Here is a 24,446-nt window from a genome sequence, read left to right as displayed (position 1 = left end):
GTAATGAATGTCATTTCCGTATACAATCATTATCAAGATACGAAGATTATAATAATGATCGCAGCATTGGATAAATCAATTCATAATGAGGGGACCGATAAACAATGCCGGACGGAAAAACGCATGAAATAATCAATGCTGTAGTACTGATGGCCTCAATAGCAGGCCTATATTACATTTCAACAGAATACGGAAATGCTGTCATTGGCAGTTACCTGAACACTTATACTATACTAATCTTTTCTGCTGCCTACCTTTTCGCAACATTCTTTCTCAGCCCGGACCTGGACATAGACAGCAGGCCTTACAGAAGATGGAAGATGTTCAGGATACTCTGGTGGCCCTACAAGGTTATATTTAAACACAGGGGATTCTCCCACAATCCAATACTTGGACCCCTCTCCATAGTGATTAATCTTGCACTCATAGTCATTCCTTTACTTTTTCTTGCAGGTGTCGATCTACAGAATATACCTCCGAATTTCATTGCAGCAGCCATGGCGGGAATAGTTCTCTCAATAGAGGTCCACATAATTTCGGATAGTATGATCTCAAAAATGAAAAGTGTTTTTTGAGAACACTTAAGGTCGGCTTGATAACATAGTTACCAGTATCGAATCCTTTAGATAATACTCAAAAAGGTCTTTGCTCCATTGATATGCTTCAGGATTGCAGCAGAATAATTGCCTGTTGCTGAATTCATTATCTTTAGAAAATAATCGTAGAACAAAGCAATCATCACTTAAAGACAATGATAGCAATCGAATGTCTTTTTGGCATAAGTAGAATTTAACTTTCCCGGATGAAACAAACCTATAGAATTCATCCTGCCACTCTTCGGTTATTTTTTTGAGCATTTCCTTGCTCACCACCATTGAAACATTTATGTTGTTGCGGATAAATTGCTCCATTATCGTAGGAAAAGCAGGGTGCATAAAAGTGAATATAAAGAAAAGTGAGCTTGATTCCTTTGACATTTCAACAAAATCCATGTTGATCTCATATATATTCACCAGACTCGGCTCGATGACCTCGCAACCCTTGATGTCTTTAATTCTTTTTAGTATGTGAGAAGGAATAAAATCAATATCATGAGTTCCCAAATAAGAGATATGGCTATCAATAGTCTCAAGAGTATCTACAAAGGGTTTCATTTCATTAACTATCAGTTTTCCAATGACTGTCAGCTCATAATTATCCCTGTGATGATCAACAAGGTGATGCTCTTCCAGTATCCTTATCTGTGGAAGTAATGCCTGTCTGCTGGTATCAAGAGACTTAAGAATCTCTTCCATTCCCTTTGGACTATCCTGCAATAGCAAAAGCACTTGTTTTCGTTTCTCTGACATGAACAGCACATCAAGCAATGACTTTTTCATTGATGGCATCTCTCCTCAGGCAATTGCATTCCCATATAGCACCACTCCAACAGTTTACTTATTAGGCTATTGGTATTTATAGTAACTGAATTCCGTTCCTGTTATCTCTCCTTTCTAAGCTTCCTGTTCTTTTGATTGTTTTTCCTTTTCACGAGCTTTTTTTGAGTTCATCAATCTTGCTATCTCTTCAGTTTCCTCGAAGCTCTCCAGTATGATCTTAATAGAAATTGTAAGGGGTGTAGCGATCAGTGCCCCGGCAGGTCCCAATACATAGACCCAGTAGATAATCGATAACAAAACAACGGAAGGAGATAGTTCCAGGTCCCTTCCTGCTAAGGAGGGAAGTAACACATCTTCAGCTAGCATATTTATGATTAAGATGACTGTGATAACAGCTAAAGCTCCAATAGGCCCATATTGTAAAAGTGCAAGAAGTGCAGGCGGGATGGATGCAAGAAATAGGCCGATATAGGGAATATAGCTGAATATGAACATAACAATTCCCCAGAATATCGCAAACTCTATACCTCCTATGAGAAGAGCTACAGCGACTCCTCCTCCTGTGATCAGGTTTGCCTCTGTCCTTACTCTGACATAATCCACAACAACTTTGCTAAAAGCATGGAGTTTTGCCAGCAATACGAACTCATCTTCCAACTCTTTCTGAATCGGTTTCGGAGTTCCGGCAGCATCCATTAAAAGGAACGCTGTTATGATAATGATAAGTACTACTGTTGTAGTAGCATTTATGACTCCATTGAGAAAACCCATGGAAATAGATATAACAGATCCTCCGAATTCACGAAGGACCATGTTAAGAGATAGCTCTTCAGTAGAAGGAAGATATTGTGTAAGGCTTTCCATATAACCTGTTAATTCTGTCTCATAAGCTGGTATCCTGCCACTTAGCTGGGTAATAGTGACTGCGATCACAATTCCGAGAACTGCAATAATCAGGATGAACAGGAAAACAACCACGCCAACGCTTAATATTGTAGGAACCCTTTTCCTTTGGAGCCAGTGAACAAGAGGAGCAAAGATAAGTGCGGCAAAGAATGAAAAAATGAATGTGATTAGTATTGAAGAGATATTTTGCATTTCCCTTGTCAGGAATACTAAGCCGATAATTAGCAGAAAAAGCTTTACAGGCTTTGAAAGTGTATAACTTTGTTGCATTATTTCACTTCAATTATTTTCACTTCAGATACTTTCTAATCGATTTCCCGCATTTTCAAAACATCCGGTAGTAGAGTTACCACACGTTTTGCGCATCAGTTACTTGCGGGGCTTGCAGCGATTTAAATTACTATACTCTGCTATTTGCTCTAAAATAACTATAACTAATAGGAAACTATGAAACAAAACAAATATTCTCAATATTTTCAAGTCCACATAATCTTGGAAGAATCGTAACTATATGCTTTTATATTTTGATGTTTTCAATAAATAATGCCTTTGTTGATTGGGTGCGCATGATGGAGAAAGCAAGTAATTCCGGTCCGCCTGCAGGAAATGCCAGTCTAACTTCTGAAGTATCAGGAATATGTCGTACTCCTGATGTTCTTCCCAATTCCGAAAAGCGAATTGTGCTCTTTATTGCCGTACTTGCAGGATTCATAACTCCTTTTGATGGCTCTGCGGTAAATATTGCGCTACCGACATTGGGAGCGGAATTTCATATGGATGCTATTGCCCTATCATGGGTTGCGACTGCATACCTGCTTTCTTCAGCGGTATTCCTTGTTCCGTTTGGGAAGATAGCAGATATCTACGGAAGAAAAAAAATATTTCTCTATGGTATTGCAGTTTTCAGTCTTGCATCCCTGGCAATGACCATGGTTGCTTCAACAGAGATATTGATCGCTATCCGTATTATCCAGGGTCTGGGAAGTGCAATGATCTTTGGGACGGGAGCTGCTATTGTCACTTCTGCCTTCCCTCCGGGAGAAAGGGGCATGGCTCTGGGTATTTATATCACTGCGGTCTATATCGGGCTTTCCAGCGGTCCCTTTATTGGAGGCATAATGACCCAGCATCTTGGATGGCGGAGTATCTTCTTTGTAAATGTCCCGATAGGCATTATAACAATCCTCCTTATCAAATGGAAGCTTAAAGGTGAATGGACCGAGTGCAAAGGAGAGAAATTCGACTTAACGGGTTCGGTTATCTATGGCTCAGCGATTGTTACCGTTATGTATGGCTTCTCAATTCTCCCTGACATGGAAGGCGCTTTCCTCATTGCAACAGGAATTGTCGGGGTAATAATCTTTGTTCTGTATGAGATGAGAATACCTTATCCTGTCCTTGACATCAGACTCCTTACTAAAAACCGGGTCTTTGCCCTGTCAAACCTGTCTGCACTGATCAGTTACAGTGCAACATTTGCAGTTACTTTCCTTCTGAGCCTTGACCTGCAGTACACAAAAGGCTTCACTCCCCAGCAGGCCGGATTTATTCTTATAGCGCAGCCTGCTGTCCAGGCTATAATCTCACCCATTGCCGGCCGGCTCTCTGACAGAGTTGAGCCTCGGTTCATTGCATCTCTGGGAATGGCCATTATTTCGACGGGACTCTTCCTGCTGATATTCATTACAGAAACGACACCTATATGGTACATGGTACTCGCTCTCCTGATACTTGGCACAGGTTTCGGGCTCTTTTCATCTCCTAACACGAATGTAATCATGAGCTCGGTCGATAAAAAATATTACGGCGTTGCATCCGGCATGAGCGGGACCATGCGGCTTCTTGGTCAGATGCTCTCAATGGGCATTGCAATGATGATCCTTGCAATCGTTACAGGCCCTGTAGTTATCACGCCTGAGTATTACCCACAGTTTGCTACAAGCCTGCACTATGCGTTTACTCTCTTCACGATATTCTGCGTTGTGGGAGTTTTTGCTTCTCTTGTGAGGGGAAAGACATTCCCAGATACCCATTAACAAAAAACAACTGTTCTAACAGAAATATGAACGAATTTTCTGCTCTGCTGTTTCAAGCCACATCAATGATATGTAGTAGGCATATTCGTCCTTACTTTCAGTAACGACTTTGCAGCTGTACTTTACAAGTTCTTTGTAGTTCTCCTCTTGAATGGGGCATTCCGTGCTGGCTTTTTCAGTGGACGAAGAGAGCAAGGACTAAGAGAACAAGGATGTCATGTTAAAGGATTATGTCCACTATTATGAAATCCATTTATAGGTGCAAATCAAACTGGTGACTCAGACAAATGTATGTTCGATAACTACGGTGGCTTCCTAAGGATTTCGTTCTGAACAAAAAAGTACTCAATAAATAGGAATACGGAAAATATTTTGATAGCCCGGCACGGATTCGAACCGAGGTTGCGGGATCCAGAGTCCTGCATGATTGACCACTACACTACCGGGCTTCTACGAAAGTATTCCCTAAATTGCAATAGTAAGATATTAAGATATCGGTCGAAGTCTCCGAAGTTTTTAAAGGCTTTCAGGATTCTCATTAAGGACGGCTGTCCACCACCACCTCGCCAGGTCGATGAGATCCTTGCTGAACTGGCCGGATAAGCGATACTCTCCATTGCGATTAGATATCAGACCCGCTCCCAATAGCTTATTGCGCATGGAATAAAATGAGGCGCGTCCGATATCAAGTTCCTCCAGTAGTTTTTCCCATTCGCTGATCTTTATGGGGTTGCCACTCTTTTGTCGCTCTTCTACCATGAAAAGGAATTTCTGGCCGCGCACGGCAGTAGCCTCTTCCTGGAAGAGCCGCCTCATGAGATTATAATAGGGGTCCCTGGAATGAGTTATGCGGGCATTAGCATCGGAACGTATAACGATGGTGGTAGATGTCCGTGGCGCATTCTTGACGATGGTCATGGCATTCAGGACTTACACAACAGGCTGTGCGGTGTTGCTGGATTCAAGAGCACTTCGGATAAGGTCCACATACTCTTCTTTCAGGGAATATACTATAGGGGTCTTGTAGGATTGTTTGTGGGATCTGAGAATCCCAATTTTTGAATATATGTATCCTACCATTGATGCAACAGCGCTGCGTGAAACCTCATATTTTTCAGTAATAGCTGCATGCAATTCGTCTACGGTGGTTTCCTTTACATTCAGAAATTTAGATAGTATACAGCTGCGAAGACCATTGACATCAAGTTCGATAAAGCGTTGTAGTCTTCGTATTATTTTTGATCGAATTGATTCTATAGTCACACCTCTTACTATATTGATATAGCTTGTTTTTATATGAATTTCTATCTATAAATAGGTTTTTAAAGTTTAATGCCGTGAGGAACTAAAAGTCCTTATAGCATGATTGCAAAAAATACACTCCCAATAATCTCTCAGTTTTTGGTGAAGCTATGGCTTATACTTATGACCTGCAAAACAATATCCTGAAAGCCAACAAGACCGAACTTCCCCTTGATGATCTTGAGCAGAACCTTGTTGGTACTTGTAGTAAATGTAATGCTGATGTTGTCAGTATAAGTTATCATCTACAGGATGAGCGGACTGTGGTTGCCTCCAGATGCTCTGCATGTGGGCAAATGTATGCTATCCTGTACGATGAATACTGGGTATGGCTTGGGGAGCATATTCTCAAAGAAGTTACTTCCTCAGAGCAGGAGGATTCTGAAAATGCAGATAGCATAAGTGAGGAAACTACTGAACCCACTGAAGAGTTACTAGCTTTGCAGGCAATTCCGCTAAAAAAAATGGAAACCACATTCACCCAGGCTGAGATCAAAACTCTGTTTGCAAAAGCAAACGGTAAAAAATACGTTCGTCAATATCTCTACAGGGCACGTAAAAAGTATCAGAAGTTTGGGGAACTTTTTGATATATATTTACAAATTTAAACAGTATGAATAAAATTAAGTATATCATATATTTATGTACTCGTCAACCAGTTTAAAATTAAATTCATACAGTACATAGAAAATAGTCAATATCTATTGCGGAATGAGTATATTGTAATATCTAATAGAATGTAACTAAAAGTAGTTACTATAAATTTACGGGTATGAATATAATTGATAATATTTAATTAAAATTATAATTTGAATATTATATATTTAGACATATTTCAATACTTTGTTCGTCGGCGTACAAACCAATTACCCGTCGTATCCCTCCTAAAAAAGTGAGGAGTCATGTAATAATGAGCGATAATATTATGCTTTTTAGTAATATTACATAATTAAGACAGCTCATGGCCCTATATTATAGTACTATTTTTATATTAGTACTTTCTGCATGTTTAGTCTATACTATGCAACCATAATTTGCACTAATACACATAGGCAAATTGAGCAATCATTATAACTCTAAAATTAGCAACTGTATTAATTTCTTAATGACTTCGAGTCTTTTTTCGTGCGAGCTCATAATAATCCAACACAGTTCTTAATTCACGCACATGTTATCCATTCATTTCAACAAGGAGTTCTCCAAAAAAGGGGCTTTAAAGAAATAAGGTCGCTTGCTATCATTACATACACTATATGAATAAAGTTTTGATAAAATCGGATGTATGTATTTTGAATCTTTTCTTGTAGATCATCACAGGGTTGAAGGTGGGTATTCTTCTATTCCTATAGTCTTTGAAATGGACGAGTTGAGAAAAGTATAGGGTCTGGAATGGTAGCAAAATCCATACATATAGTTTATAGGAATATCAAGCATTGTAAAATTTTTGCGCTTTACGGAATTGAGCTATATTACTATTAGTTATTTTTAATTAAATCCTTATTACAAATTTGAAAACATGTTGACTAAGAAGAAACACTATTACTCAAAGTTATAATCTGGTACTGAGATATTATAAAAAACTCATTTTGTCAAATCAACAGCAAAATTAGAACTGAGTAAAGAAAATCTAACAGAATTATTATTGCGCTAATTTTATATTGATGCTTTAAGCCTGTAGATGGTAGCCTAGACGCATCAAAAACATTAATATAAATATAGGCTTAAACAATTATAATTGTACATTTTTGTACATTAACTCTATCAAAAAATATTACTTTCATATTACTTTCACTCATGAAATTTACTTTGCAATTAAAATTACTAAGTAAACGTTCGTAACTAAACTAACAATCTCTGATTATACACTAGACTGTATAGAAATTAAGTTGTTTAGAATGTAACTAATTTTAGTTACAAAAGTTACAACCTAAAGTTTTGGAGTTATTTTATAATTCTCGCAATTTTCTACACGGTCAGCAATCCGGCCCATTTTGTACCAGACACTAGCATTAAGCAAAAGGCTTGCGCTAGTTGTTAAGGTAAGGATAATAGTTTCAGGCTCCATTATCCCCGTCCCCTGTAGCAAAGTAGTAAGCCACCACGGATCCGGTTAATGTGAGGATCTCCGAACAGGGTGTTTGTGTGGCTGTAAAGGCTATGCTTGCACCTACCAACATAACCGCCAGACCTGCCCGGATGCTACGCCGGGGAAGCTTAAACGCATTGCTCATTTTTTAAGACCTCCTGAAATCGCTTTTTAATCCTTGAAGCTGTGTAAGTGTCACATTCAGCCCGATCTATCAGGCCACCCCGCAGGAAGCCCCACGGATGCATAACCCGGCCTTTTGCCCTGACATGCTTAAGGCCGCATTCATGGCCTAATTCATGCAGTAAGCGCAATTTCCAGTTAAGAGCCTTGCAGATCACTATTTCTTTTTTGGAATGATAGCACACCCCTAAAGCAAGGATGCGAGGGTAACCGCTATCAGTAAGTCTTAATAGGTTTTTGAACCCATGGCGCTTAAGCTGATATCGGAAATAGGACAGAGGACCCATTATTTTTATGTCGTACATCAGGCCACCCCTTTATGAGAATACTACCGGCAAGTATGGTTCGCCTGATACATCACCCATAATCTTAAGCCGCCCGGCTTGCATTCCTCCTCCTGTGCTGTTTGTGCTTGCTCGTACCCACAATTCAACCGTATCACCCGCTGAATACTCCCTATCTGCAGTCTTTTCGTACCAGTTGAAAGAAGCATCAGTAGCATAACTAAGATCAGAGCCGTTTATTTCCCCATTACGTCTAAATTGTGCATAGATGGTTCTACCACTCCACGAGCCATAATAGGAAAAAGCCACTTTAATTAATCCTGTTTTAGTCCTGTTGGCATGAATGAAATTATCAGGAATAATGAACTGTGCGACCTTTTCATAAGTTGTTGTCAGTTCTCTTGTAGCACTACTTGATATCAGAACAGCAGTAGACAGGCTATAGACTCTAAATATATTAAGTCTGTCTTCTGTCATAATAGGAATTGCAGGACTGGAATTACTCCATGAACCCGCGACATAGCACACATAAACAATATTGGTATCTGTCGCAAGGTAAATAGCCCCTTCTTTTGGAGTCTCCGTTTTATCCTCATCAAGACCATAGCTAAGGCTTACATTGCTTGGAAGTGACCCGCCCGTAATCATCAGAACAACCCCGTAAACTTGTTTAAAGGATTCTTTGCAGTAGTTGGGCTTATCCGGTTTACTATGTCCTTGCCTGAAAAAGTAACCCCGTTATTTGTCATCGAGCCGGGCCTATAGGTAACGTTTCCTATTGTTACAGGTGATGCAGCCTTGAACGCTGAAAGCTTGCTATTTCCCGTGCCTTTGTTACCGCCTGAACTCAGAATCTTTGCAGCTTCGCTAGCATCCCCGCCCATAAGAGCACCTTTGAGGAGGCCACCAGCAACCGCAGGAACACCCGTATATACAGACCTTAAGGAATTGTCCTTAATGTACCCTAGCGACTGTGAAAACTCGCTTAAGACATTATCTGCGTTTACGTCATTGCGTCCTACAAAGTTAGCCCCGGCAGCCATAGCGCCCCTATAGAGTCCGGTAAAGCCATTCAGGAAGGCAGAACCTAAGACACCGCCGACACCCTCCCCAACATTGCCAGCCCCTTCATTTATGGATGTGGGAACGCCTGAGAAGTCCGGGACCCATCCGGGAAAGTCCGGCCAGTCTGGGGTTAAGTTGTCAGTTGTCTTATCGATGGCCTCAGTTATACGATAACTGATATTTTGAGGGACGGCAACTATCTTTTCTATCTGTTCCCGGAAGGTTTCACCTAAACCACCGCCAGATATACCGCCCTCTGATTGGGAAAGAAGGTAAGCGCCACCCAGAAGGGCAACGCCAAGATATAGCCCGTTATTGTTGTCGCTCATACACTCACCCCGAAGAGTCCAAGGATACGATTAACGGGCTTCATTTTGTCCCGTGCGTACTTGTCAGCATTGTAGGGGCTGTGTTGGTACTCAATTTCGATAAGTTCCGCAGAGATGGCAGACAAGCCGAGATTTTCAACCTTAAAGGCTGTGATGCTCTGGCCTTCATAGCCCTTTTGCTGCTTGGGGAATATTACCCGCGTATTTCCCCCGCCGTTGAAAGTGATTTTTATCTTTTCATCGGAGTTATTGACAATATAGATAGAATCAATAGGCAGGTAAGGGCCGTATTCTGTAGTATTCCTCATGTCATGAATAACAAAATCCCCGGCTGCAATCTCAGGGTTTCGCCACTGAAAAAGCGGGGAACCGTCCTTAATATCGCTCATTATTTCCTCCTGGCCTTTTTCCGTGTATGAGAACGGACATATACACGGCTGTTAAGCTTTGATTGTTTAGCCGCCATAGTAGCACCTCAAAAAAAGAGGGTTGCCCCTTTACTGGAATACAGTAATAGGAGCGAGCACCGTAGATTCACCGCTTGCAGGAGTGAGGGAGATTATTATGTTTGCATCGGTCTTGATCTCGATCACTAGCTTAGACTGAGCGCCAACCCTTGGAAGCTGTGATTGCAAGGGCAGTGCGATTTTGTTCTTCTTGTCAGTCTTGGAGCCTCTGAGCATTTCCGTGCGTTCCTCAAGGGCTATCTTATCATCGGTATCGTTTGCGGTTTTCTGTACGAACCTGATAAGCCCTTCAACCTGTACGGCTGTGGTTGCTGTGTCGTCATGCAGATCAACATAAACAAAGCCGAGGGTATCCGGGACATTATCGGAACCCTGACCCCATGAAATTTCATTCTGGAAGGGTACGACATACTCCCCAATCTTGGTCCACTGGCCCGCTTTGCACTCAATGTCACCTGCTGCGAAGTCCTGTATTGTCAGGGTACGCGGGAAAGGCTTCCCACCTCTGGAACCTGCAGAGCCACCGAAGCCACCGCCAAGGCCATTAAGATTTAGTCTTGCAAGAAGTCCCATTACATCGTCCCCGCATTGCTTGAGCTTCCACCCATGAAGAGGGTAACCATTCCATCCATAGTGCCGTTAATGGCGACTATGTTTCCATCATCTCCGCCTATTGCTGCACCTGCTACGATTGCACCCAGAGGAGCACCGAGGACAGGGCCCAGAATAGCAGAGCCGAGGGAGACACCCACGCCACCCGCTACACCTGCGATAAGTGACTTTACGCCGAGCTTTTTAACTGCGGCTGTACTTGGTATTGTTGGCATTTTTGTACTCATTTCTACACCTTGTTTTATAGGTTACGAACTATTATACAATACCAACTAGAAAAAGTTTTTTTGACGCATATATAAGCAAAAGCTAATATTTGCCTGATAAGGAAAGCTTCCCGGTGAGATCATAGCAAATTCTCAGGAAAAAATTGCCTAAAAAGGTTAAAGAACAGGGGTTGCGCCCATGTCCTTAACTGGCAGACAGGTATTTTAAAACTTTTTTGACGCGCAGTTAAGTTAAGGTGCGGGGCATAGGAGGGTAACTACTATGCCCCGATATGGCCGTGCGCTGCTGTACAATGACTGATGTACATAGATATTTCTCGCTTCAAAGTATATGCCATTATTGAAACTAATTTCTGAAAAAAAGAACCGTTTTGGGGCATCATAAGTTGATGGTGCCCATGATGACTGGGGGGGCTCACTTCCTAATCATCGATTTAATATCTTGCAGTATGTTATATCCCCTTATTGAAACAGATTTCAGACAAATAAACTTGGAGGAATGGGCACCTCCTGTATCAAGGTGCCCTTAATGACGCGGGGATAACTTCCTGTGCCACCAAACAATCTCTTGTAGCATGTTATATACTCTTGTTGAAACTATGTTTGGTCACATTAGTGGTGTAGTGCCCATGTCCTTAACTGGCGGACAGGTTTTAAAGCTCCGGGATTCATCAACCAAGACATAATGGTAAGGTTCTAGAGCCCGCACAGCATCCCCTAAGCCCTCACTTATGGATTCCATATACTGATAATCGTTTTTACCCACAAGCCGGAAGAAAACCAGATAATGTGCAAGCTCGACAAGATCAGTATTTAGTTGTGTGGGCCTGCGGGAAATATAGCCAGTAGCTAACCTAAAGTGACGGTTAAAGTCGTTGAGTTCGCCCACTTGGTCAGGCAGTGGCTTTCTATTCGGGCAATAGCGGTTTGCTTCATCAATTATGAAGAACTGCGGCCTTTTTTGCTTGACTGTCACATATTTACGGATAAATGCGTTTAATTCGTCCTGGGATTCTTCGGAGTAGTCCCGGTACTTGGGTAAATACCTATCAAAGCCTTTGTACTCGTGCAGGGTGTCATAGATCAGGGCCTTTTTTGTAGATGCTAAAAGGGCCTTGGTAAAGTTGGTTTTACCGGACCCCGGCAGGCCGAATATACAGAGCCTTTTACCTGTAAGGTTAATGTTCACAGGACAAGCCCCCGCCTTTTGCTTTCTTCCCCGAAGTACTCTTTCATATTGGCAGCCAGTAATAGAAAATCATCATCAGATAAGGCCGCTATCTGAGTTCTAGCCGCTCCCATTGCCATTAATAAAGCGAGGTTCATTTTTTAAGAACCCCCTCGACAAGTGCGGCATTCTCAGACAGCAGCTTAAGCAGTTCGCTTATCGGGATATCTCCTTTTACACTTTTGACGGTTTCCAATGCCGTTTTTATCTCTCCAATACCTACCCCGCCCCCTGCCTGCTTTCCGGGTTGTAGGGACATGCCCCGCGACATAGCTACTTTACTAAGGAGCTGGTCGGCCTTGTCAAGAATGCGCTCTAGTGAACCCAAATAATCAGGTTCCCCGCCTGCTGCTGTTGCGGGTACTGGCCTTTTATCGAAAAGTTGCTCCGGGGTTATATCTACCATTCAAAACCACCCCCGCAGCCGGGACAGGTGGGAATACCTTCTTTTATCTCAGTCCCGCAGGCTCCACAGGTGAGCTTATCCGGTTCTTCTTCCTCCGGGACCTCATCAAACTCATAGCCCACGGTTTCTTTTTGTGGCTCTTTATGGGTCCTGATGTGACCGTTTAAGCCCCGCTTATCGAACAGTTCCCCGCAGATTGGGCAGGGAATTTTAGTTTTTATATCTGCTGCCATAATTTAGCCTCAGCTCTTTGTATGCAAATTTGAGTATTTTTACATTTTTTTGCGCCTATTTTCTAGTAAAAGGGCCATCAAAAACCCGGTTGGTAAGTCCTCTTTAACAGGTGGTGGCTTTGGAGTTGCGAGAGTACCCCGCGCTAGTATGTGATTTTGCTTGCCTTTTGTCCCTTTTCGCCTGTAAAATTTGCCTGCTTCCCGGTCAATGGTCCCGACATACTGATAAAGAGCTTTGTAGCGCCTTCTTTTTGGGGTCTTGTGCAGGCTTTGAGAATAAGTATAGTATCGTGCGTTGTAAATCCAGTATTGAAACTGTGCGGTTTCGTCAAACTGTGCCTTGATGAGATACTTTTTAAGATAGCTCATTGGGGATTGATCTCTTTTGCAGTCCTTCGGCTTATCTGTATGTCGCGCCCACTGAAAGACCCCATCTTTTAAGGTCAGGTTCTTTACATCAGTTATTTTACCCTGCCCGTAATCGTTCCAGATGCAGGAAATAAAGTGTTTATCCTTGGCACTTTCAGGAGTCCGGGGTAGGTGAATACCGAAAATAGCAATATGGAAATGTACCCGCCCGTTTTTCTGGAACTCCCGGACACAAACATAAGGTAGGTCTTGCTTTGTTTGCTTCCTGAGCCGAGTTATTAATTTGTTCCAGTTCTCTTGAAAGTGTTTATTTGATTCCCAGAGATTTTTAAATTTTTTGGGGTCAGTGGTCAGAGTGACAAAAGAAGCCTTAGTATATTGCTTTTCGCCGCCCTTCCATGCTTTTTCATAGTTTTCCCTTAAGGTTATTTGCTTGGGGACTGAGTTAAACCGGGTTGAGTAGGGCAATACCATAGTATCACCGAAAAGACCCTCCAAAGGTTCAAAACATAGCTCCATGTGATTGATTTTATCTACGTACTGAATGAACAAATCTAAACATTCATTATAGACCTTTTTATGGTAGTCGCTGAAGAACTCGAAATGTCCTTTTTTCTTGCCCTTTTTGTCCTGGGTGCTCACGCTCTGGCCGAATCCGTTTATAGTTGCGATCTTTCGTAGGGCCTGCTTTCTTTCCCACCCTATGTTATCCGGTATTTTATGCTCTCGCCAATTATTGTCTATTTTTGTATAGGCTGCTGTTGCGCTTTTTGGTATTGGTTTGAGTTTTGCCTGTCCCTTAATCAAGTTCCGCACAGCATCCACTAAGTTTTTGTGGCTCTTTATGGGCCCTGATGTGACCGTTTAAGCCTCTCTTATTGGTGGTGGTTTCGGTGGTTCTTTTGAAGGCATCCCGAACTAGTGCTTTTGCTTTCATATGCTCCATTTTCTAGAATTTAAATTTTTGATAGGGTTGAAAAGTATCGATTCATTATCTTATATTGTTTGTTGTAAGTACCCGTTAAATTGAAACCTAGATATCTTGTGAATCCAAAAGATGAAAGTCCAATATTTTCATTCCATGAACTCTCACTTTTTGAGTCAATCAAATATGCAGTTGTAAATTTATTTAAAAGTACTCTAGAAAAAGGTGACAAAGTTTAATTAATATGCAGACAATTTTATATAAATATTGTCGATCTGTCGAGTATAGAGGTTGTGGATTAAAAAGTATATTATAAGAATAGTTGCATAATATTACCAACATTTATTATTTTTTAATTGATTTCCCATTTTTTGATGGTCCTCTTAAAAATTTAATAGGGTGTTTGTTTTTGGTTTATTATACTTCATTATATATCCCCTAGTATCTAATAGAAGAAGTCTGTTTTCCATAGATAAAAATTGATATTGTGAGATCATAAATTACTAATGTAAATTCCTTTTATACATCAATTCAAATTTGGCGGGTTTTTTGGAAATCAACCCATAAATCGCACATGTTACAGATTGCATATACCCTAAGAGATTCTTACTGGAAGTGCACTTGTTCTGATCCTGGAAAAGTGAGAGTTGGCAATTGTACAAGCGTTTACGATAAAGGCTATTAAGCTCAGAGCTAATCACTGTGGAGTGGTGACAAAGGGATATGGACAAAAACAGGCTGTTGCTTTATCTTACTGTATTCTTGATAATGGGTCTGTCCAATGCAGTTATACCTGTACTGCCGGAGATAGCGGCTTCAGGGGAGGGGAGTGCGGGGGCTCTTGCATCGGGCTTGCTGTTCTCGGGGTATTTTATAGGGGCATTGGTCATGATGATACCTTTTGGCCTACTTTCTGACAGGTATGACGGTACTCGGCTGATTGTATTTTCAATCCTGTTGACACTTGTTTCCGGTATAGTGCTCCTTGTCAGCGAGAACCTGGTCGTGCTTGTGCTTGCAAGACTGGCAGAGGGAGTTGCATGTGGGGCTTTTTTCCCTGTAGCTTATGCAATGCTGTCGGAATACGAAGAGAGGAGCCGGTATATTGGCGAGTTCAACTTCCTCCTGAATGCAGGTCTGGCACTGGGAGTCGCACTGGCAGGCTATCTGGCGCATTGGTACATCAAGGGTGGAATCTTCATTTTTACCTTAATGGCAATACCATTTCTGATAACCGGAGTAATGATTCTCAAGCAAGGGAACAGGAACTATGAAAGGGGCCAGAAAGTGAGAATAGAGGAACCGGAGATACCCGGCGTGCGCACAATTGCCGGTCACTTCACAAATGCAAGATACTCCCGTATATGGCTCATCTCATTCCTGCTCTTTGGAATAAGTGGAGTGCTGACAGCATTCTATCCGGACTACAGCCAGGAAACACTTAGTAAAACAACACTGGGGCTCTCTATTGCAGCAATGTATGTCAGCGCAATGATAGCAAATATAGCGGTAGGCAGGATGAATTTACACTATAACCAAATGATCCGGGCAGGAGTAGCAATCGCTGCGACTGGCACTTTAATCTCTATAGCTTACCCCTTGCCCGGATTTGCGCTGATCGGTGCAGGCTCAGGTACAGGAATGGTAGGTTTACCGCTGGCAGTCTCCAATATGAAGATCCAGAGAGGGCTTGCAATGGGTATCTTTAATACCTGCACTTATGCAGGCATTGGAACGATGCCGATACTTGCAGGTGTTTTTCTTGGCATTCTTGGATTCGAAGCTATCTTTACAGCCTGCGCTATTGTACTCTTATTATCATTGCTTGCTAAGGATAGACTAAAAAGTTTATGAGTCTGAAATAACTGGTTGTTCGGATACAGGCAAAGGTACACCTAAGACAACTGCCAGATGCAGACCCAGTTGACTTTTACAGGATGGGATTTTAGTTATACTTGGGAAATGCAAGGCTATCTAAAACATAAATTTTTATCACCAACGTCTCTTACCTTACATGTCTGCTTCACCTATGATTCCCTTGGCCAAAAAGTGGCCATGAGCGATCCGGACATGGGCAATTGGGTCTATGAGTATGACCTCAACGGCAACCTCATCAACCAGACAGACGCCAGAGGAGTTACTACAAGCCTCAGCTACAATGCCCTTGACCGTGTCATTGCCATAGACTATCCTACCGACGCGGATGTCAGTTTCACGTACGACCTTGAATACAACAGCACACTCTCACAGGTCATCAGAGGAAGCATCTCATCAAACTATGACTACGATCAGCGTTATAGAATTGTGGACGAGACTGTAACACTTGACAGTACACCCTACACCACGTCTTACGAGTATGACAGCATGGACAGGGAACGAAGATCACCTATCCGGACGCTTCCAGCGTTGGCCTTACCTACAACGCTCAGACTTTGCTGGATAGTGTTGAGGGTGTTGTGAACAACCTGGACTACAATGCAAGGAACCAGATCACCACTAAAGAGCTTTCCAACGGCGTGGTCACTAACTATACCTATGATAGTCAGAAGCTCCTGCTGGACAGGATATACACTCAGAATCTCCAGGACCTGAACTATGATTTCGACAACGTCGGCAATATCCTTGAGATCGAGGATAATGTCCTGAGTTCTGTGAAAACCTACGGATACGATGATCTGGACAGGCTGACCAGTGCGGGAATGTCGGTCAACAACGTGCCGACGTACCAGAGAGATTTTACCTACGATCAGTATGGCTGCATCCATCAGGTAGATGAGAACAGTGTCACAATATCCTCTTATAGTTATGATGTAACACCGTTCCACGCTCCAGTGACCTATAACGGCAATGACCTCGAATATGATGCAAACGGTAACTTGGTCGAGGACGAGGATTTCATCTACGTCTACAATAATGCGAACCAGTTAAGCGAGGTACGCTATTCCGGTAACAGTTCCCTTGTGGAGAAGTACTGGTATGATGCTAACGGTAAGAGGATCAAGAAGCAGAATGCTGACGGTCAGTTTAGTTACTATATCAATAAGTTCTATGAAGTGGACAATAGGGTAGCAACCAGCTACTTCTTCCGCGACGACGAGCGCATAGCTAAGCAGACAGCCGAAGGCATGGAGTGGTATCTTTCCGATCATCTGGGCAGTACTACTTTGTTCGTTAATGAGAGCGGCCTTGAGGTAGAGCGCACCGGGTACTATCCATACGGTCAGGTACAGTCCGGCGGTCTGGACTGATTAAAGAAAAAACAGCTTAACGTCTTGTCCCCTCTACACCCTCGTGTATTTCAAAGAATCTGTCCTTAATCAATACTTACGGTAGATTTTACTCCTATGTCCCACTTCAATAACAAAAATGACCAGTTTCTCTCCTTCAATACTCATAATGACACGATAATCTCCAACCCTCAGGGAGTAAAGTGGGGTGTTCGGAAATCCTTTGAGTTTTTTGACGTGTGTTTTCGGATTTTCACTGATCTCTTTGATCGATTTTACTACTTTTTCCGCAACGTCCTGGGGAAGACCTTTAAGGTCCTTCAGTGCAGCGTGAGAATAGAGGATCGAGTACATCACCGAAGCCCCAGTTCAGCCTCTACTTCTTCCTGTGTGTAATATCTTCCACGTTTGAAGTCTTCCAGTGCCTCTTCTATCCTGCTGATTGTCTCATCACTCAGAGGCTCCTGGTCGTATGCCATATCCACAAGGCGGGAAACCACTTCATTATAGGTTTCCCTGGGGAACAATTTTAGTTTATCAAGGCTATCTTTCAGGCGCGGGTCTATTTTTATAGTTGTAGCTGCAGTCATATACTACAGTATAATATGGTATACTATAAATCAATTTTTAAAAACATATTATCTATTCTATAGCTGCGTCTTTGAGGTTGAAAGCACCGAGTACTACCCGTACGGTCAGGTGCAGTCAGGTGGGCTGGAAAAATATGGATTTACCGGACAGGAGAATGATATTGATACCGGGTTGATGTACTATGGAGCAAGGTACTACTCACCTGAGTACAGGATTTTCGTGCAACCGGATACTATGCTGCCGGACCTGTATAACCCGTAGGCATTGAACAGATATGCTTATACATTGAACAATCCGGTGAAGTATACTGATCCGAGCGGGCATTATGTTGAGAGTGCAATAGACATTGCTTTCCTTGCAATGGATCTGAACGATATCCGTACAGGCAACGCTAATAAATGGACTTAATAGGTCTTGGAGCTGATGTTGCATGTCTGCTTCTGCCAGGGGTGACGGGTGGCAGGCTTGCAGTTAAAGCTCTGGAGGAAGGAGTCACCCATGCGAATGATGTTGGAGATTTATTCAACTTCTTGGATAAAACAGGAGATGCCGGGAAGGGAATGGATAATACACTTGATGCAAGCAGAAGTGCAGACAATGTTGTTGATGCTGGGAAAAACATTCTAAGAACAGATTTACCTAGTACAAAAATCACAACACAGAAATTGCAACATGAATGGAAGCATGCAAGTGATTTTGGAATAGATGGCAAATGGAATTGAGCAAACGGAGATTTATACGAAAAAGCTATTCAGAACCATATAAATACGGCATCTAAAATTCCGATTCCTTCTGAGAAACAAGAGTTTATTTAGGGTCATTTTATAAAAATGCGTTTCAAATAGAAACTTTATTATAGTGACCTCTCCTCACAGCAGACATGCAAAAGATACAAAAAACATCACTGTTAACATACTCAAGAGTTCTGCTAATTGTTTTTTTACTCGTCTTCGCGCTACAGCCGGCCAGCGCAACAGATATACTGGATGTAAACCCAGTCGATATACCACAAGGAGCAGTAATCCTAATCATTGATGGACTGGGATCACCCTATATCTATCCAGATTTAACACCTTACGCGCTGGATGGCCAGATGCTTCCGAAATCTCAGGGCGGTAATCTTTCACTCATTTTAAGCCAGAGTTACAGAGTACTGGATGTGCGAGCTCCCCAGACCTATACGGAAGCCGGGCACTCTGTCCTTGTTACGGGTTACTCAAATGCCCTGTCTGACGTAATAGCAGGCTCGGGCACTACCATCTACGATGTAGCCCATGAATACGATTATTACACTTTCGCAGTAATGCACAAAGGCGATTTCGCGAGCCTTTGCTCCAAGCAGGATGTTATCGTTCGTGATGTCTCCAATTCTGTCAATCAGCCGGAAATGCTCGTCATGAAAAACATCCCAGCCGGGGGACAAAAACAAATAACAATGGAAGTGGCTGCTCTCATGCAGGACAGCATTCCGGTACTGAATGACCAGCTTAAGCAATTCCCGGAAGGTTCTCAGCAGCGATACGACATATATAATAACTGGGCTATCCACACCGCAATAGATGTAATTGACCATATGCAGGCCAACTATCCAAAAGAACACTACCTGCTTACAATTAATGTAGGCGCTGTTGATTCGGCAGGTCACTACAAAAAAGATACGGGTTATATTGCATCTATTGATGGCATTGATGCAGCCTGTATGGATCTTTACATAAAATGCAAAGAGAACAAACTTGCCTTTATCTTCACGGCAGACCATGGCATGGCTTTTCCAAGCCCGGATTCCCGCGGTGGCCATCAGGCAGCTAAATATTCCAAATCAAATGAAGCACAAATGATTCCTTTTTCGATATCTTTACCCGGCATTGCAAATAATGTTGTAGAAGGCAGTTACGGGCAGGAAGATATTGCACCTACAATACTTGATATATTATACCTGCCAAACGAACTCAGATTATCCGATGGAGATGCAATCCCACTAAGAGACAATACAGCTCTGAAAATATCAGTGCCTCATAAAGGCAGCCTGGAGATCATTAGAAGTGGGGACACCATTTATTCTACCACCCTCTCTGAAAGCAGCCTGCTCCGGGGAGTGGAAACCGGTTATAGTTACAATATCCGCTTCACATCTGATGATAGCTCCATGTCAACTATGGAAAAAGAGATATTTCTTACCGGAAGCGAACATATTGATTTCAGCCTGCCTGCGGCAAATTCCAAAAGTGATGTGTTTTTCAGGAACCCACGTTATCTTGTTGGCAGTGTCCTGATAGTAATTATCAATATAGGGGGTTTCGTTCTGATAAAGAAGATACTGAGAGAATAGATTCCTGGACAATTCGTGCTGCACTGTTAAATACTGCAAAGAATATAGTGATAGATATAAAGTACTGATTAATATCAGTATAGATATCTGCCAAGGGTTAGAACTATATTATTGTACATAGTATAGAGATGTTAACAGCGTTAACCTGCTGTTGCATCCATTTCAAAGGGGATTATTATGGCAAAAGTGGAAATCGATGTAAGGGGTCAGACATGTCCTGTCCCTCTCGTAGAATGCCGTAAAGCACTGAGAAAAGCATCGCCTGGAGATGAGGTTGTGATCATTGGAACACATCCTGCTTCCAAAAAAGAGATACCTATGGCCTGTGAAGCCATGGGGCTTGAAGTTGTCGATATTGAAGATAAGGACAACGAGTGGAAGATAAAGATTAAAAGATAGGGCGGTAAAAATGACAGGAAAGACAGTTATCGTAGTCCATAGCGGAGATCTGGACAAGATATACAGTGCCCTTATCATCGGCAACGGTGCTTTATCCATGGGAATGGAAGCATCCCTGTATTTCACATTCTGGGGCCTGCAGCGGCTGAAAAAAGGGGGCCTTGACAAAGGGCCTCTATCGAAAATGCACATGCTGGGGCTTGGAAAATGGATGATCGGCAAGAGGATGAAGAAAGCCAATGTCGCACCGCTTGAAAAGCTTATGGAGGACTATAAGGAACTTGGTGGCAAGATCATAGCCTGCGAGATGACAATGGAAATAATGGGGATTAAACCTGAGGAACTTCGCAGGGAATGGATAGATGATTACGGAGCAGTCGGTACTTATATCCATGAAGCAAAAGACGCCAGTATCACACTTTTTATTTAGATCGATATGTTAATATTTAGTTGTTGGAGGTTAAATGTTGGATAAGACAGTTTATCTTGATAACGCTGCCAGTACCCGCCTTGATGAAAGGGTGCTGGATGCTATGAAGCCATACTACTTTGATACTTATGCAGTAGCCACTTCAGAGTTCGGTTATTCTATGGGTATCGATGCCAAGGAAGGGCTTGAGGATGCACGTGCAACGATAGCTTCATCCCTGGGGGCAACTCCGGATGAGATCGTGCTAACTTCCGGTGAAACAGAATCAAGCAATATGGCAATCAAAGGGGTCGTCTCTGCCCTCGCAAAGAAGAAGGGCAACCACATAATTGTCTCTAAGATCGAGGATTTCCCGGTGCTCAATACTGCCAGAGCCCTGGAAAAACAAGGTTACAAGGCAGATTATATTAGTGTGAGTCCCGAAGGTGTGCTTAACCTGGAAGAGCTGGAAAGCGCCATCAACGAGAACACCACCCTTGTTTCCATACAGCATGCCAACCAGGAGATTGGAACTCTCCAGGATCTCAAGGCAATTGCGGAGATATGTAAAGAGAAGGATGTGCTGCTGCATACGGATGCGACCCATAGTTTCACCAGAGTGCCTATCGATGTCAGCAAGATACCAGTTGACCTTGTAACGATGTCAGCACATACCATTCACGGCCCAAGGGGCGTCGGAGCATTGTATATCAGGGAGGGCACACCCATTCACAAGTGGATGGATGGAGGATTCCAGGAATCCAATCGTCGTGCAGGACTTGAGAACATCCCTGGAGCTGTTGGTTTTGCAAAGGCAGTGGAGCTTGTGACACCGGAGGAAAATAAATTCCTTGCGTCGCTGAGGGACCATACGATAAAGAGAGCCGAAGAAGAAGTGCCCCATGTGATACTCAATGGCAGCAGGCATCAGCGTGTACCGCAGAACGCGAACATAACTTTCCATTATGTTGAAGGTGAGTCAATGACATTGCATCTGGACATGAGAGGATTTGCAGTGAGCACAGGCTCAGCATGCTTCAGTCGGTCACTTGAAGCAAGCCATGTGATCATGGGCATAGGCGGAAACCATGAAAGAGCGCACGGTTCCCTGCGTTTTACCTTTGGCAGGTATAACACCATGGAAGACGTTGACAGCATAATAGATGCTGTAAAAGAGATAGTGGCACGACTCAGGGCTATCAGCCCGCTTTATGAGAAAAATAAGTGAAATTGCTTGAAAGCCAATTTGAAGTTATACATCGAGGTAATACAATGAAGTTCCCATACAGTGAGAAAGTTCTTGAGCATTTCAAAAACCCAAGAAATGTAGGAAAAATGGAGAATCCGGATGGCAAGGGTTTGGAAGGCAGTCCGGCCTGTGGTGACATGGTTGCAGTTTACTTACAGGTCAATCCGGAAACCAAGGTCATAGATGACGTGAAGTTCGAATCATACGGATGTGCATCTAATATCGCTACAGCTTCAATAATCACCGAACTGGCCAAAGGCAAGACCGTAGAAGAAGCAAAGAAGATAACCTGGAAAGAAGCCACCGAAGAACTTGGAGGACTCCCTCCGGTCAAAGCCCACTGTTCAGTGCTTGCCGTTGAAGGTCTCAGGTCTGCGATACGCGATTATGAGGAGAAGCACGGACTTGTAAGCGCAAAGGAGCCCACCACGGAGATTGTGGTCAGAAGCCGGCTTAAGCATGTTATGAATCCTATGGCAGGGCTGGATATTATCAGGACCGAACTGGTAACAAAAATAGATGTAAAGGAAGGGTCTGTCAGGATACTGCTTGACCTGCCCTCCAACCACCAGTTCGCCGCGGCCATAAAAGAAGATATAATAGAAAAGATAGAATCCCTCTGGGATGTCAATGAGGTAAAGGTCGTCTTTACTGAGTAAAGGCGATCACTTTCACTTTTTTGGCTAAACTAAATTAAAGGATAAGGGGGACTTAGAACCCCCGTGCCAGCTTAAAATGTCTTTGTGCCGGACAGGCCCTTCTGGATTCTCTGTGCCATTTCCTGCTTGACCTGTTTGATCTTCTCAGCCTGATCCTTCTGAGCCAGTTCGCTTTTTGCCTTGCTCACAACATCTTCGCTGGGGACGCCTCCTTTGTTTACCTTGCTCTGGTAGCTAAAACTGGACCAGCTATCAGGAAGATCACGAATCCTCTTGAACTCCATGTTGTGGGGCGACAGGTCCAACTGCTTTTCAATGACGTCGTTGACGTATTCCTTGTTGGGTTCAAAGATGACAAGTGGCTTAATCACATCAGCCTTCACGACATCTCTGATGTCCCTGCCCTCATATCTCTCAAGGAGTTTAGCGCAGGCCTGGAACTGGGTCATTTCCATACGCGTGAACTTTTCCCAGATATCCTTTATCCTGGGATCCTTTTCACTCTGAGCGCAGGAGTGATAGATGTAAGCTTCACACAACTGCATCATGGTCAGCTTCTCAAGCATGGTTTCCCGCGGGTCCCCAAGCAACCCGTACTGAGTCACATGCTGCTCTTCGATCTCAGCGATCTCGGCGTATATCTTTCGTGCGAGGTCATCGGCATACATGAACCCATGTGACTTATAGAAGAGTTCGGTCTGCTGCTCACCTGCAACGATGGTTAGATAATTCATCTTGGTCTTGATGTCCGCCGTGTCTTTATCGTAGTGTTTGCGCATGCTGTCGTCAGGATGTCTGTGCTCGATAACCGTTGGCCTTCCTGGTTTGACCTCGGTCTTGCCCTGAACAACGTTGTCAGAATCACCTTCCTCGAGATAGTCGTACAGGCAACTGTACCTGTAGAGGTGATCGAAATCCTCAAGCAATGCAAAATCCAGTGTCTGTTTGACATATGAATCAGGCTCGTTCTTGGCCAGATTCGCAGTCAGATCAACAGCCACCTGCTCATAACCAAGGGTGGACTCAATTACAGTCTGGTCAGCCGGGTTCAGCCAGTTGATGGTCTGCTGCTGCTGGGAATCAGCCCGCCTGATCAAGGCCATCTGACGTTTTATCTCGGGATCCTCAGTCATCCTTTCCATACAGTGAGACATAAGGACAGAAGCATTCTCAATCCCGTTCATCAGGATAATACGTGTCCTGGTGTACGCATCAACAGAGTTCTTATCATAAGGAGCCTTGATCATTTCATTCCAGCTCATAAACTGGTCTTCTAATGGAATACCTTCTGTATCATAAGGTATTTCGAATGGTTTGTAACTTGGCAATTATATTCCCCCACTATTTCCTGCGATCCGCAGAAATTTATGCGGATCTTTCGCCGATGTCTAAATCACATCGTGTATATCAGGTGGTTTAAATTTGCACCTCACCACATATATAGTAGCCTTGAACATACTTCATGACTATTGCTTACAATAGTGATTTTATAGTAATCCTTAGTAGAATAGTACTGCAGCTAAACGTGGTAAGTTTGGTAAAATAG

Annotated in this window: 31 protein-coding genes and 1 tRNA gene; 12 read left to right on the top strand and 20 right to left on the bottom strand. The window is 42.9% G+C overall.

Translation table 11 applies throughout. The annotated features are described in order from the left end of the window. Positions 1–104 precede the first annotated feature (104 nt). Positions 105–575, top strand: a complete 471-nt coding sequence (locus QZZ22_RS08955; RefSeq protein WP_292464180.1) for a metal-binding protein — start codon at positions 105–107, stop codon at positions 573–575. Between the two features lie 6 nt (positions 576–581). On the opposite strand, the gene QZZ22_RS08950 is transcribed toward QZZ22_RS08955, so the two are convergent. Beyond that, positions 582–1,388 (bottom strand): winged helix-turn-helix domain-containing protein, encoded by an 807-nt coding sequence (locus tag QZZ22_RS08950; RefSeq protein ID WP_292464179.1) that lies wholly within the window; start codon positions 1,386–1,388, stop codon positions 582–584. Between the two features lie 105 nt (positions 1,389–1,493). After that, positions 1,494–2,555 carry an AI-2E family transporter gene (locus QZZ22_RS08945; protein ID WP_292464178.1) on the bottom strand — a complete coding sequence of 354 codons (1,062 nt, stop codon included), beginning with the start codon at positions 2,553–2,555 and terminating at the stop codon, positions 1,494–1,496. Between the two features lie 296 nt (positions 2,556–2,851). On the opposite strand from QZZ22_RS08945, the gene QZZ22_RS08940 reads away from it, so the two are divergent. Continuing rightward, positions 2,852–4,321: an MFS transporter gene (locus tag QZZ22_RS08940; protein ID WP_292464794.1), complete on the top strand. Its 1,470-nt coding sequence runs from the start codon at positions 2,852–2,854 to the stop codon at positions 4,319–4,321. A gap of 376 nt (positions 4,322–4,697) precedes the next feature. Here the strand turns inward: QZZ22_RS08940 and QZZ22_RS08935 are convergent. From QZZ22_RS08935 to QZZ22_RS08925, 3 genes are all read right to left on the bottom strand, one after another. Further along, a tRNA-Gln gene (locus QZZ22_RS08935) sits at positions 4,698–4,770 on the bottom strand. A gap of 67 nt (positions 4,771–4,837) precedes the next feature. Further along, positions 4,838–5,239: a hypothetical protein gene (locus QZZ22_RS08930; protein ID WP_292464177.1), complete on the bottom strand. Its 402-nt coding sequence runs from the start codon at positions 5,237–5,239 to the stop codon at positions 4,838–4,840. A gap of 12 nt (positions 5,240–5,251) precedes the next feature. Then, positions 5,252–5,578, bottom strand: a complete 327-nt coding sequence (locus tag QZZ22_RS08925) for a DUF2551 domain-containing protein (RefSeq protein ID WP_292464791.1) — start codon at positions 5,576–5,578, stop codon at positions 5,252–5,254. Positions 5,579–5,733: 155 nt separating this feature from the next. On the opposite strand from QZZ22_RS08925, the gene QZZ22_RS08920 reads away from it, so the two are divergent. Further along, the gene (locus QZZ22_RS08920) at positions 5,734–6,231 is read left to right on the top strand and encodes a hypothetical protein (protein ID WP_292464176.1); all 498 of its coding nucleotides are present in this window, start codon (positions 5,734–5,736) and stop codon (positions 6,229–6,231) included. Positions 6,232–7,677: 1,446 nt separating this feature from the next. Here QZZ22_RS08920 and QZZ22_RS08915 read toward each other — a convergent pair. From QZZ22_RS08915 to QZZ22_RS08860, 12 genes are all read right to left on the bottom strand, one after another. Continuing rightward, positions 7,678–7,854, bottom strand: coding sequence for a hypothetical protein (locus QZZ22_RS08915; protein WP_292464175.1), 177 nt, complete (start codon positions 7,852–7,854; stop codon positions 7,678–7,680). Beyond that, entirely contained in the window at positions 7,838–8,197 is a 360-nt protein-coding gene (locus QZZ22_RS08910; protein ID WP_292464174.1) for a hypothetical protein, read from the bottom strand. The genes QZZ22_RS08915 and QZZ22_RS08910 overlap by 17 nt, the downstream gene beginning before the upstream one ends. Before the next feature lie 12 nt (positions 8,198–8,209). After that, entirely contained in the window at positions 8,210–8,824 is a 615-nt protein-coding gene (locus tag QZZ22_RS08905) for a hypothetical protein (protein ID WP_292464173.1), read from the bottom strand. Continuing rightward, a complete protein-coding gene (locus tag QZZ22_RS08900) occupies positions 8,824–9,570 on the bottom strand; it encodes a hypothetical protein (protein ID WP_292464172.1) in 747 nt (248 codons plus the stop codon). Before QZZ22_RS08900 ends, QZZ22_RS08905 begins: the two co-directional genes overlap by 1 nt. Then, a complete protein-coding gene (locus QZZ22_RS08895) occupies positions 9,567–9,959 on the bottom strand; it encodes a hypothetical protein (protein WP_292464171.1) in 393 nt (130 codons plus the stop codon). The genes QZZ22_RS08900 and QZZ22_RS08895 overlap by 4 nt, the downstream gene beginning before the upstream one ends. Positions 9,960–10,067: 108 nt before the next feature. Further along, positions 10,068–10,610 carry a hypothetical protein gene (locus QZZ22_RS08890; RefSeq protein ID WP_292464170.1) on the bottom strand — a complete coding sequence of 181 codons (543 nt, stop codon included), beginning with the start codon at positions 10,608–10,610 and terminating at the stop codon, positions 10,068–10,070. Continuing rightward, positions 10,610–10,864, bottom strand: a complete 255-nt coding sequence (locus QZZ22_RS08885) for a hypothetical protein (RefSeq protein WP_292464169.1) — start codon at positions 10,862–10,864, stop codon at positions 10,610–10,612. The genes QZZ22_RS08890 and QZZ22_RS08885 overlap by 1 nt, the downstream gene beginning before the upstream one ends. 619 nt (positions 10,865–11,483) lie before the next feature. Beyond that, positions 11,484–12,065: an AAA family ATPase gene (locus QZZ22_RS08880; protein WP_292464168.1), complete on the bottom strand. Its 582-nt coding sequence runs from the start codon at positions 12,063–12,065 to the stop codon at positions 11,484–11,486. Continuing rightward, positions 12,062–12,202 carry a hypothetical protein gene (locus tag QZZ22_RS08875; RefSeq protein WP_292464167.1) on the bottom strand — a complete coding sequence of 47 codons (141 nt, stop codon included), beginning with the start codon at positions 12,200–12,202 and terminating at the stop codon, positions 12,062–12,064. Before QZZ22_RS08875 ends, QZZ22_RS08880 begins: the two co-directional genes overlap by 4 nt. Beyond that, positions 12,199–12,510, bottom strand: a complete 312-nt coding sequence (locus QZZ22_RS08870) for a hypothetical protein (protein ID WP_292464166.1) — start codon at positions 12,508–12,510, stop codon at positions 12,199–12,201. Before QZZ22_RS08870 ends, QZZ22_RS08875 begins: the two co-directional genes overlap by 4 nt. Further along, on the bottom strand, positions 12,504–12,743 hold the full coding sequence (locus QZZ22_RS08865; protein ID WP_292464165.1) for a hypothetical protein: 240 nt from the start codon (positions 12,741–12,743) through the stop codon (positions 12,504–12,506). The genes QZZ22_RS08870 and QZZ22_RS08865 overlap by 7 nt, the downstream gene beginning before the upstream one ends. Before the next feature lie 39 nt (positions 12,744–12,782). Further along, positions 12,783–13,919, bottom strand: coding sequence for a hypothetical protein (locus tag QZZ22_RS08860; protein ID WP_292464164.1), 1,137 nt, complete (start codon positions 13,917–13,919; stop codon positions 12,783–12,785). An 841-nt stretch (positions 13,920–14,760) separates the two neighbouring features. Between QZZ22_RS08860 and QZZ22_RS08855 the strand changes: the two genes are divergently transcribed. From QZZ22_RS08855 to QZZ22_RS08845, 3 genes are all read left to right on the top strand, one after another. Next, complete coding sequence (locus QZZ22_RS08855; protein ID WP_292464163.1) at positions 14,761–15,891, top strand: MFS transporter; 1,131 nt, start codon at positions 14,761–14,763, stop codon at positions 15,889–15,891. Positions 15,892–16,107: 216 nt separating this feature from the next. Then, positions 16,108–16,497 carry an RHS repeat protein gene (locus QZZ22_RS08850; protein WP_292464162.1) on the top strand — a complete coding sequence of 130 codons (390 nt, stop codon included), beginning with the start codon at positions 16,108–16,110 and terminating at the stop codon, positions 16,495–16,497. Beyond that, positions 16,494–17,285 carry a hypothetical protein gene (locus tag QZZ22_RS08845; protein WP_292464160.1) on the top strand — a complete coding sequence of 264 codons (792 nt, stop codon included), beginning with the start codon at positions 16,494–16,496 and terminating at the stop codon, positions 17,283–17,285. The genes QZZ22_RS08850 and QZZ22_RS08845 overlap by 4 nt, the downstream gene beginning before the upstream one ends. Positions 17,286–17,354: 69 nt before the next feature. On the opposite strand, the gene QZZ22_RS08840 is transcribed toward QZZ22_RS08845, so the two are convergent. Both QZZ22_RS08840 and QZZ22_RS08835 read right to left on the bottom strand, forming a co-directional pair. Further along, positions 17,355–17,618, bottom strand: a complete 264-nt coding sequence (locus tag QZZ22_RS08840; protein ID WP_292464158.1) for a type II toxin-antitoxin system RelE/ParE family toxin — start codon at positions 17,616–17,618, stop codon at positions 17,355–17,357. Next, entirely contained in the window at positions 17,618–17,854 is a 237-nt protein-coding gene (locus QZZ22_RS08835; protein WP_292464156.1) for a hypothetical protein, read from the bottom strand. Before QZZ22_RS08835 ends, QZZ22_RS08840 begins: the two co-directional genes overlap by 1 nt. A 399-nt stretch (positions 17,855–18,253) precedes the next feature. Between QZZ22_RS08835 and QZZ22_RS08830 the strand changes: the two genes are divergently transcribed. From QZZ22_RS08830 to QZZ22_RS08805, 6 genes are all read left to right on the top strand, one after another. Then, a complete protein-coding gene (locus QZZ22_RS08830) occupies positions 18,254–18,577 on the top strand; it encodes a hypothetical protein (protein ID WP_292464155.1) in 324 nt (107 codons plus the stop codon). Between the two features lie 158 nt (positions 18,578–18,735). After that, a complete protein-coding gene (locus QZZ22_RS08825) occupies positions 18,736–20,184 on the top strand; it encodes an alkaline phosphatase family protein (protein ID WP_292464154.1) in 1,449 nt (482 codons plus the stop codon). A gap of 177 nt (positions 20,185–20,361) precedes the next feature. Further along, the gene (locus tag QZZ22_RS08820; RefSeq protein WP_292464153.1) at positions 20,362–20,583 is read left to right on the top strand and encodes a sulfurtransferase TusA family protein; all 222 of its coding nucleotides are present in this window, start codon (positions 20,362–20,364) and stop codon (positions 20,581–20,583) included. 10 nt (positions 20,584–20,593) lie between these two features. Continuing rightward, on the top strand, positions 20,594–21,013 hold the full coding sequence (locus QZZ22_RS08815; RefSeq protein ID WP_292464152.1) for a DsrE/DsrF/DrsH-like family protein: 420 nt from the start codon (positions 20,594–20,596) through the stop codon (positions 21,011–21,013). A gap of 34 nt (positions 21,014–21,047) precedes the next feature. Next, positions 21,048–22,220 carry a cysteine desulfurase family protein gene (locus tag QZZ22_RS08810; protein ID WP_292464149.1) on the top strand — a complete coding sequence of 391 codons (1,173 nt, stop codon included), beginning with the start codon at positions 21,048–21,050 and terminating at the stop codon, positions 22,218–22,220. Between the two features lie 44 nt (positions 22,221–22,264). Then, a complete protein-coding gene (locus tag QZZ22_RS08805) occupies positions 22,265–22,900 on the top strand; it encodes an iron-sulfur cluster assembly scaffold protein (protein ID WP_292464148.1) in 636 nt (211 codons plus the stop codon). A 71-nt stretch (positions 22,901–22,971) separates the two neighbouring features. Here QZZ22_RS08805 and QZZ22_RS08800 read toward each other — a convergent pair whose 3' ends face one another. Beyond that, positions 22,972–24,228, bottom strand: coding sequence for a hypothetical protein (locus QZZ22_RS08800; RefSeq protein WP_292464146.1), 1,257 nt, complete (start codon positions 24,226–24,228; stop codon positions 22,972–22,974). Positions 24,229–24,446: the final 218 nt, after the last annotated feature.

The organism is Methanolobus sp., from assembly GCF_016278365.1.
Taxonomy (GTDB): Archaea; Halobacteriota; Methanosarcinia; order Methanosarcinales; family Methanosarcinaceae; genus Methanolobus.
Note: the sequence above shows the minus strand (reverse complement) of the source record. Positions and strands in the feature narration are given on the sequence as shown.

Excerpts from the sequence above, each read along its gene's own strand:
- QZZ22_RS08915 (WP_292464175.1), bottom strand. The coding sequence starts at position 7,854 with ATGAGCAATGCGTTTAAGCTTCCCCGGCGTAGCATCCGGGCAGGTCTG.
- QZZ22_RS08850 (WP_292464162.1), top strand. The coding sequence starts at position 16,108 with ATGGGCAATTGGGTCTATGAGTATGACCTCAACGGCAACCTCATCAAC.
- QZZ22_RS08890 (WP_292464170.1), bottom strand. The coding sequence starts at position 10,610 with ATGGGACTTCTTGCAAGACTAAATCTTAATGGCCTTGGCGGTGGCTTC.
- QZZ22_RS08810 (WP_292464149.1), top strand. The coding sequence starts at position 21,048 with ATGTTGGATAAGACAGTTTATCTTGATAACGCTGCCAGTACCCGCCTT.
- QZZ22_RS08955 (WP_292464180.1), top strand. The coding sequence starts at position 105 with ATGCCGGACGGAAAAACGCATGAAATAATCAATGCTGTAGTACTGATG.
- QZZ22_RS08950 (WP_292464179.1), bottom strand. The coding sequence starts at position 1,388 with ATGCCATCAATGAAAAAGTCATTGCTTGATGTGCTGTTCATGTCAGAG.
- QZZ22_RS08830 (WP_292464155.1), top strand. The coding sequence starts at position 18,254 with ATGGACTTAATAGGTCTTGGAGCTGATGTTGCATGTCTGCTTCTGCCA.
- QZZ22_RS08900 (WP_292464172.1), bottom strand. The coding sequence starts at position 9,570 with ATGAGCGACAACAATAACGGGCTATATCTTGGCGTTGCCCTTCTGGGT.
- QZZ22_RS08865 (WP_292464165.1), bottom strand. The coding sequence starts at position 12,743 with ATGGCAGCAGATATAAAAACTAAAATTCCCTGCCCAATCTGCGGGGAA.
- QZZ22_RS08840 (WP_292464158.1), bottom strand. The coding sequence starts at position 17,618 with ATGTACTCGATCCTCTATTCTCACGCTGCACTGAAGGACCTTAAAGGT.
- QZZ22_RS08825 (WP_292464154.1), top strand. The coding sequence starts at position 18,736 with ATGCAAAAGATACAAAAAACATCACTGTTAACATACTCAAGAGTTCTG.
- QZZ22_RS08805 (WP_292464148.1), top strand. The coding sequence starts at position 22,265 with ATGAAGTTCCCATACAGTGAGAAAGTTCTTGAGCATTTCAAAAACCCA.
- QZZ22_RS08815 (WP_292464152.1), top strand. The coding sequence starts at position 20,594 with ATGACAGGAAAGACAGTTATCGTAGTCCATAGCGGAGATCTGGACAAG.
- QZZ22_RS08945 (WP_292464178.1), bottom strand. The coding sequence starts at position 2,555 with ATGCAACAAAGTTATACACTTTCAAAGCCTGTAAAGCTTTTTCTGCTA.
- QZZ22_RS08855 (WP_292464163.1), top strand. The coding sequence starts at position 14,761 with ATGGACAAAAACAGGCTGTTGCTTTATCTTACTGTATTCTTGATAATG.
- QZZ22_RS08905 (WP_292464173.1), bottom strand. The coding sequence starts at position 8,824 with ATGATTACGGGCGGGTCACTTCCAAGCAATGTAAGCCTTAGCTATGGT.
- QZZ22_RS08895 (WP_292464171.1), bottom strand. The coding sequence starts at position 9,959 with ATGAGCGATATTAAGGACGGTTCCCCGCTTTTTCAGTGGCGAAACCCT.
- QZZ22_RS08875 (WP_292464167.1), bottom strand. The coding sequence starts at position 12,202 with ATGAACCTCGCTTTATTAATGGCAATGGGAGCGGCTAGAACTCAGATA.
- QZZ22_RS08940 (WP_292464794.1), top strand. The coding sequence starts at position 2,852 with ATGATGGAGAAAGCAAGTAATTCCGGTCCGCCTGCAGGAAATGCCAGT.
- QZZ22_RS08930 (WP_292464177.1), bottom strand. The coding sequence starts at position 5,239 with ATGACCATCGTCAAGAATGCGCCACGGACATCTACCACCATCGTTATA.
- QZZ22_RS08885 (WP_292464169.1), bottom strand. The coding sequence starts at position 10,864 with ATGCCAACAATACCAAGTACAGCCGCAGTTAAAAAGCTCGGCGTAAAG.
- QZZ22_RS08920 (WP_292464176.1), top strand. The coding sequence starts at position 5,734 with ATGGCTTATACTTATGACCTGCAAAACAATATCCTGAAAGCCAACAAG.
- QZZ22_RS08835 (WP_292464156.1), bottom strand. The coding sequence starts at position 17,854 with ATGACTGCAGCTACAACTATAAAAATAGACCCGCGCCTGAAAGATAGC.
- QZZ22_RS08910 (WP_292464174.1), bottom strand. The coding sequence starts at position 8,197 with ATGTACGACATAAAAATAATGGGTCCTCTGTCCTATTTCCGATATCAG.
- QZZ22_RS08870 (WP_292464166.1), bottom strand. The coding sequence starts at position 12,510 with ATGGTAGATATAACCCCGGAGCAACTTTTCGATAAAAGGCCAGTACCC.
- QZZ22_RS08820 (WP_292464153.1), top strand. The coding sequence starts at position 20,362 with ATGGCAAAAGTGGAAATCGATGTAAGGGGTCAGACATGTCCTGTCCCT.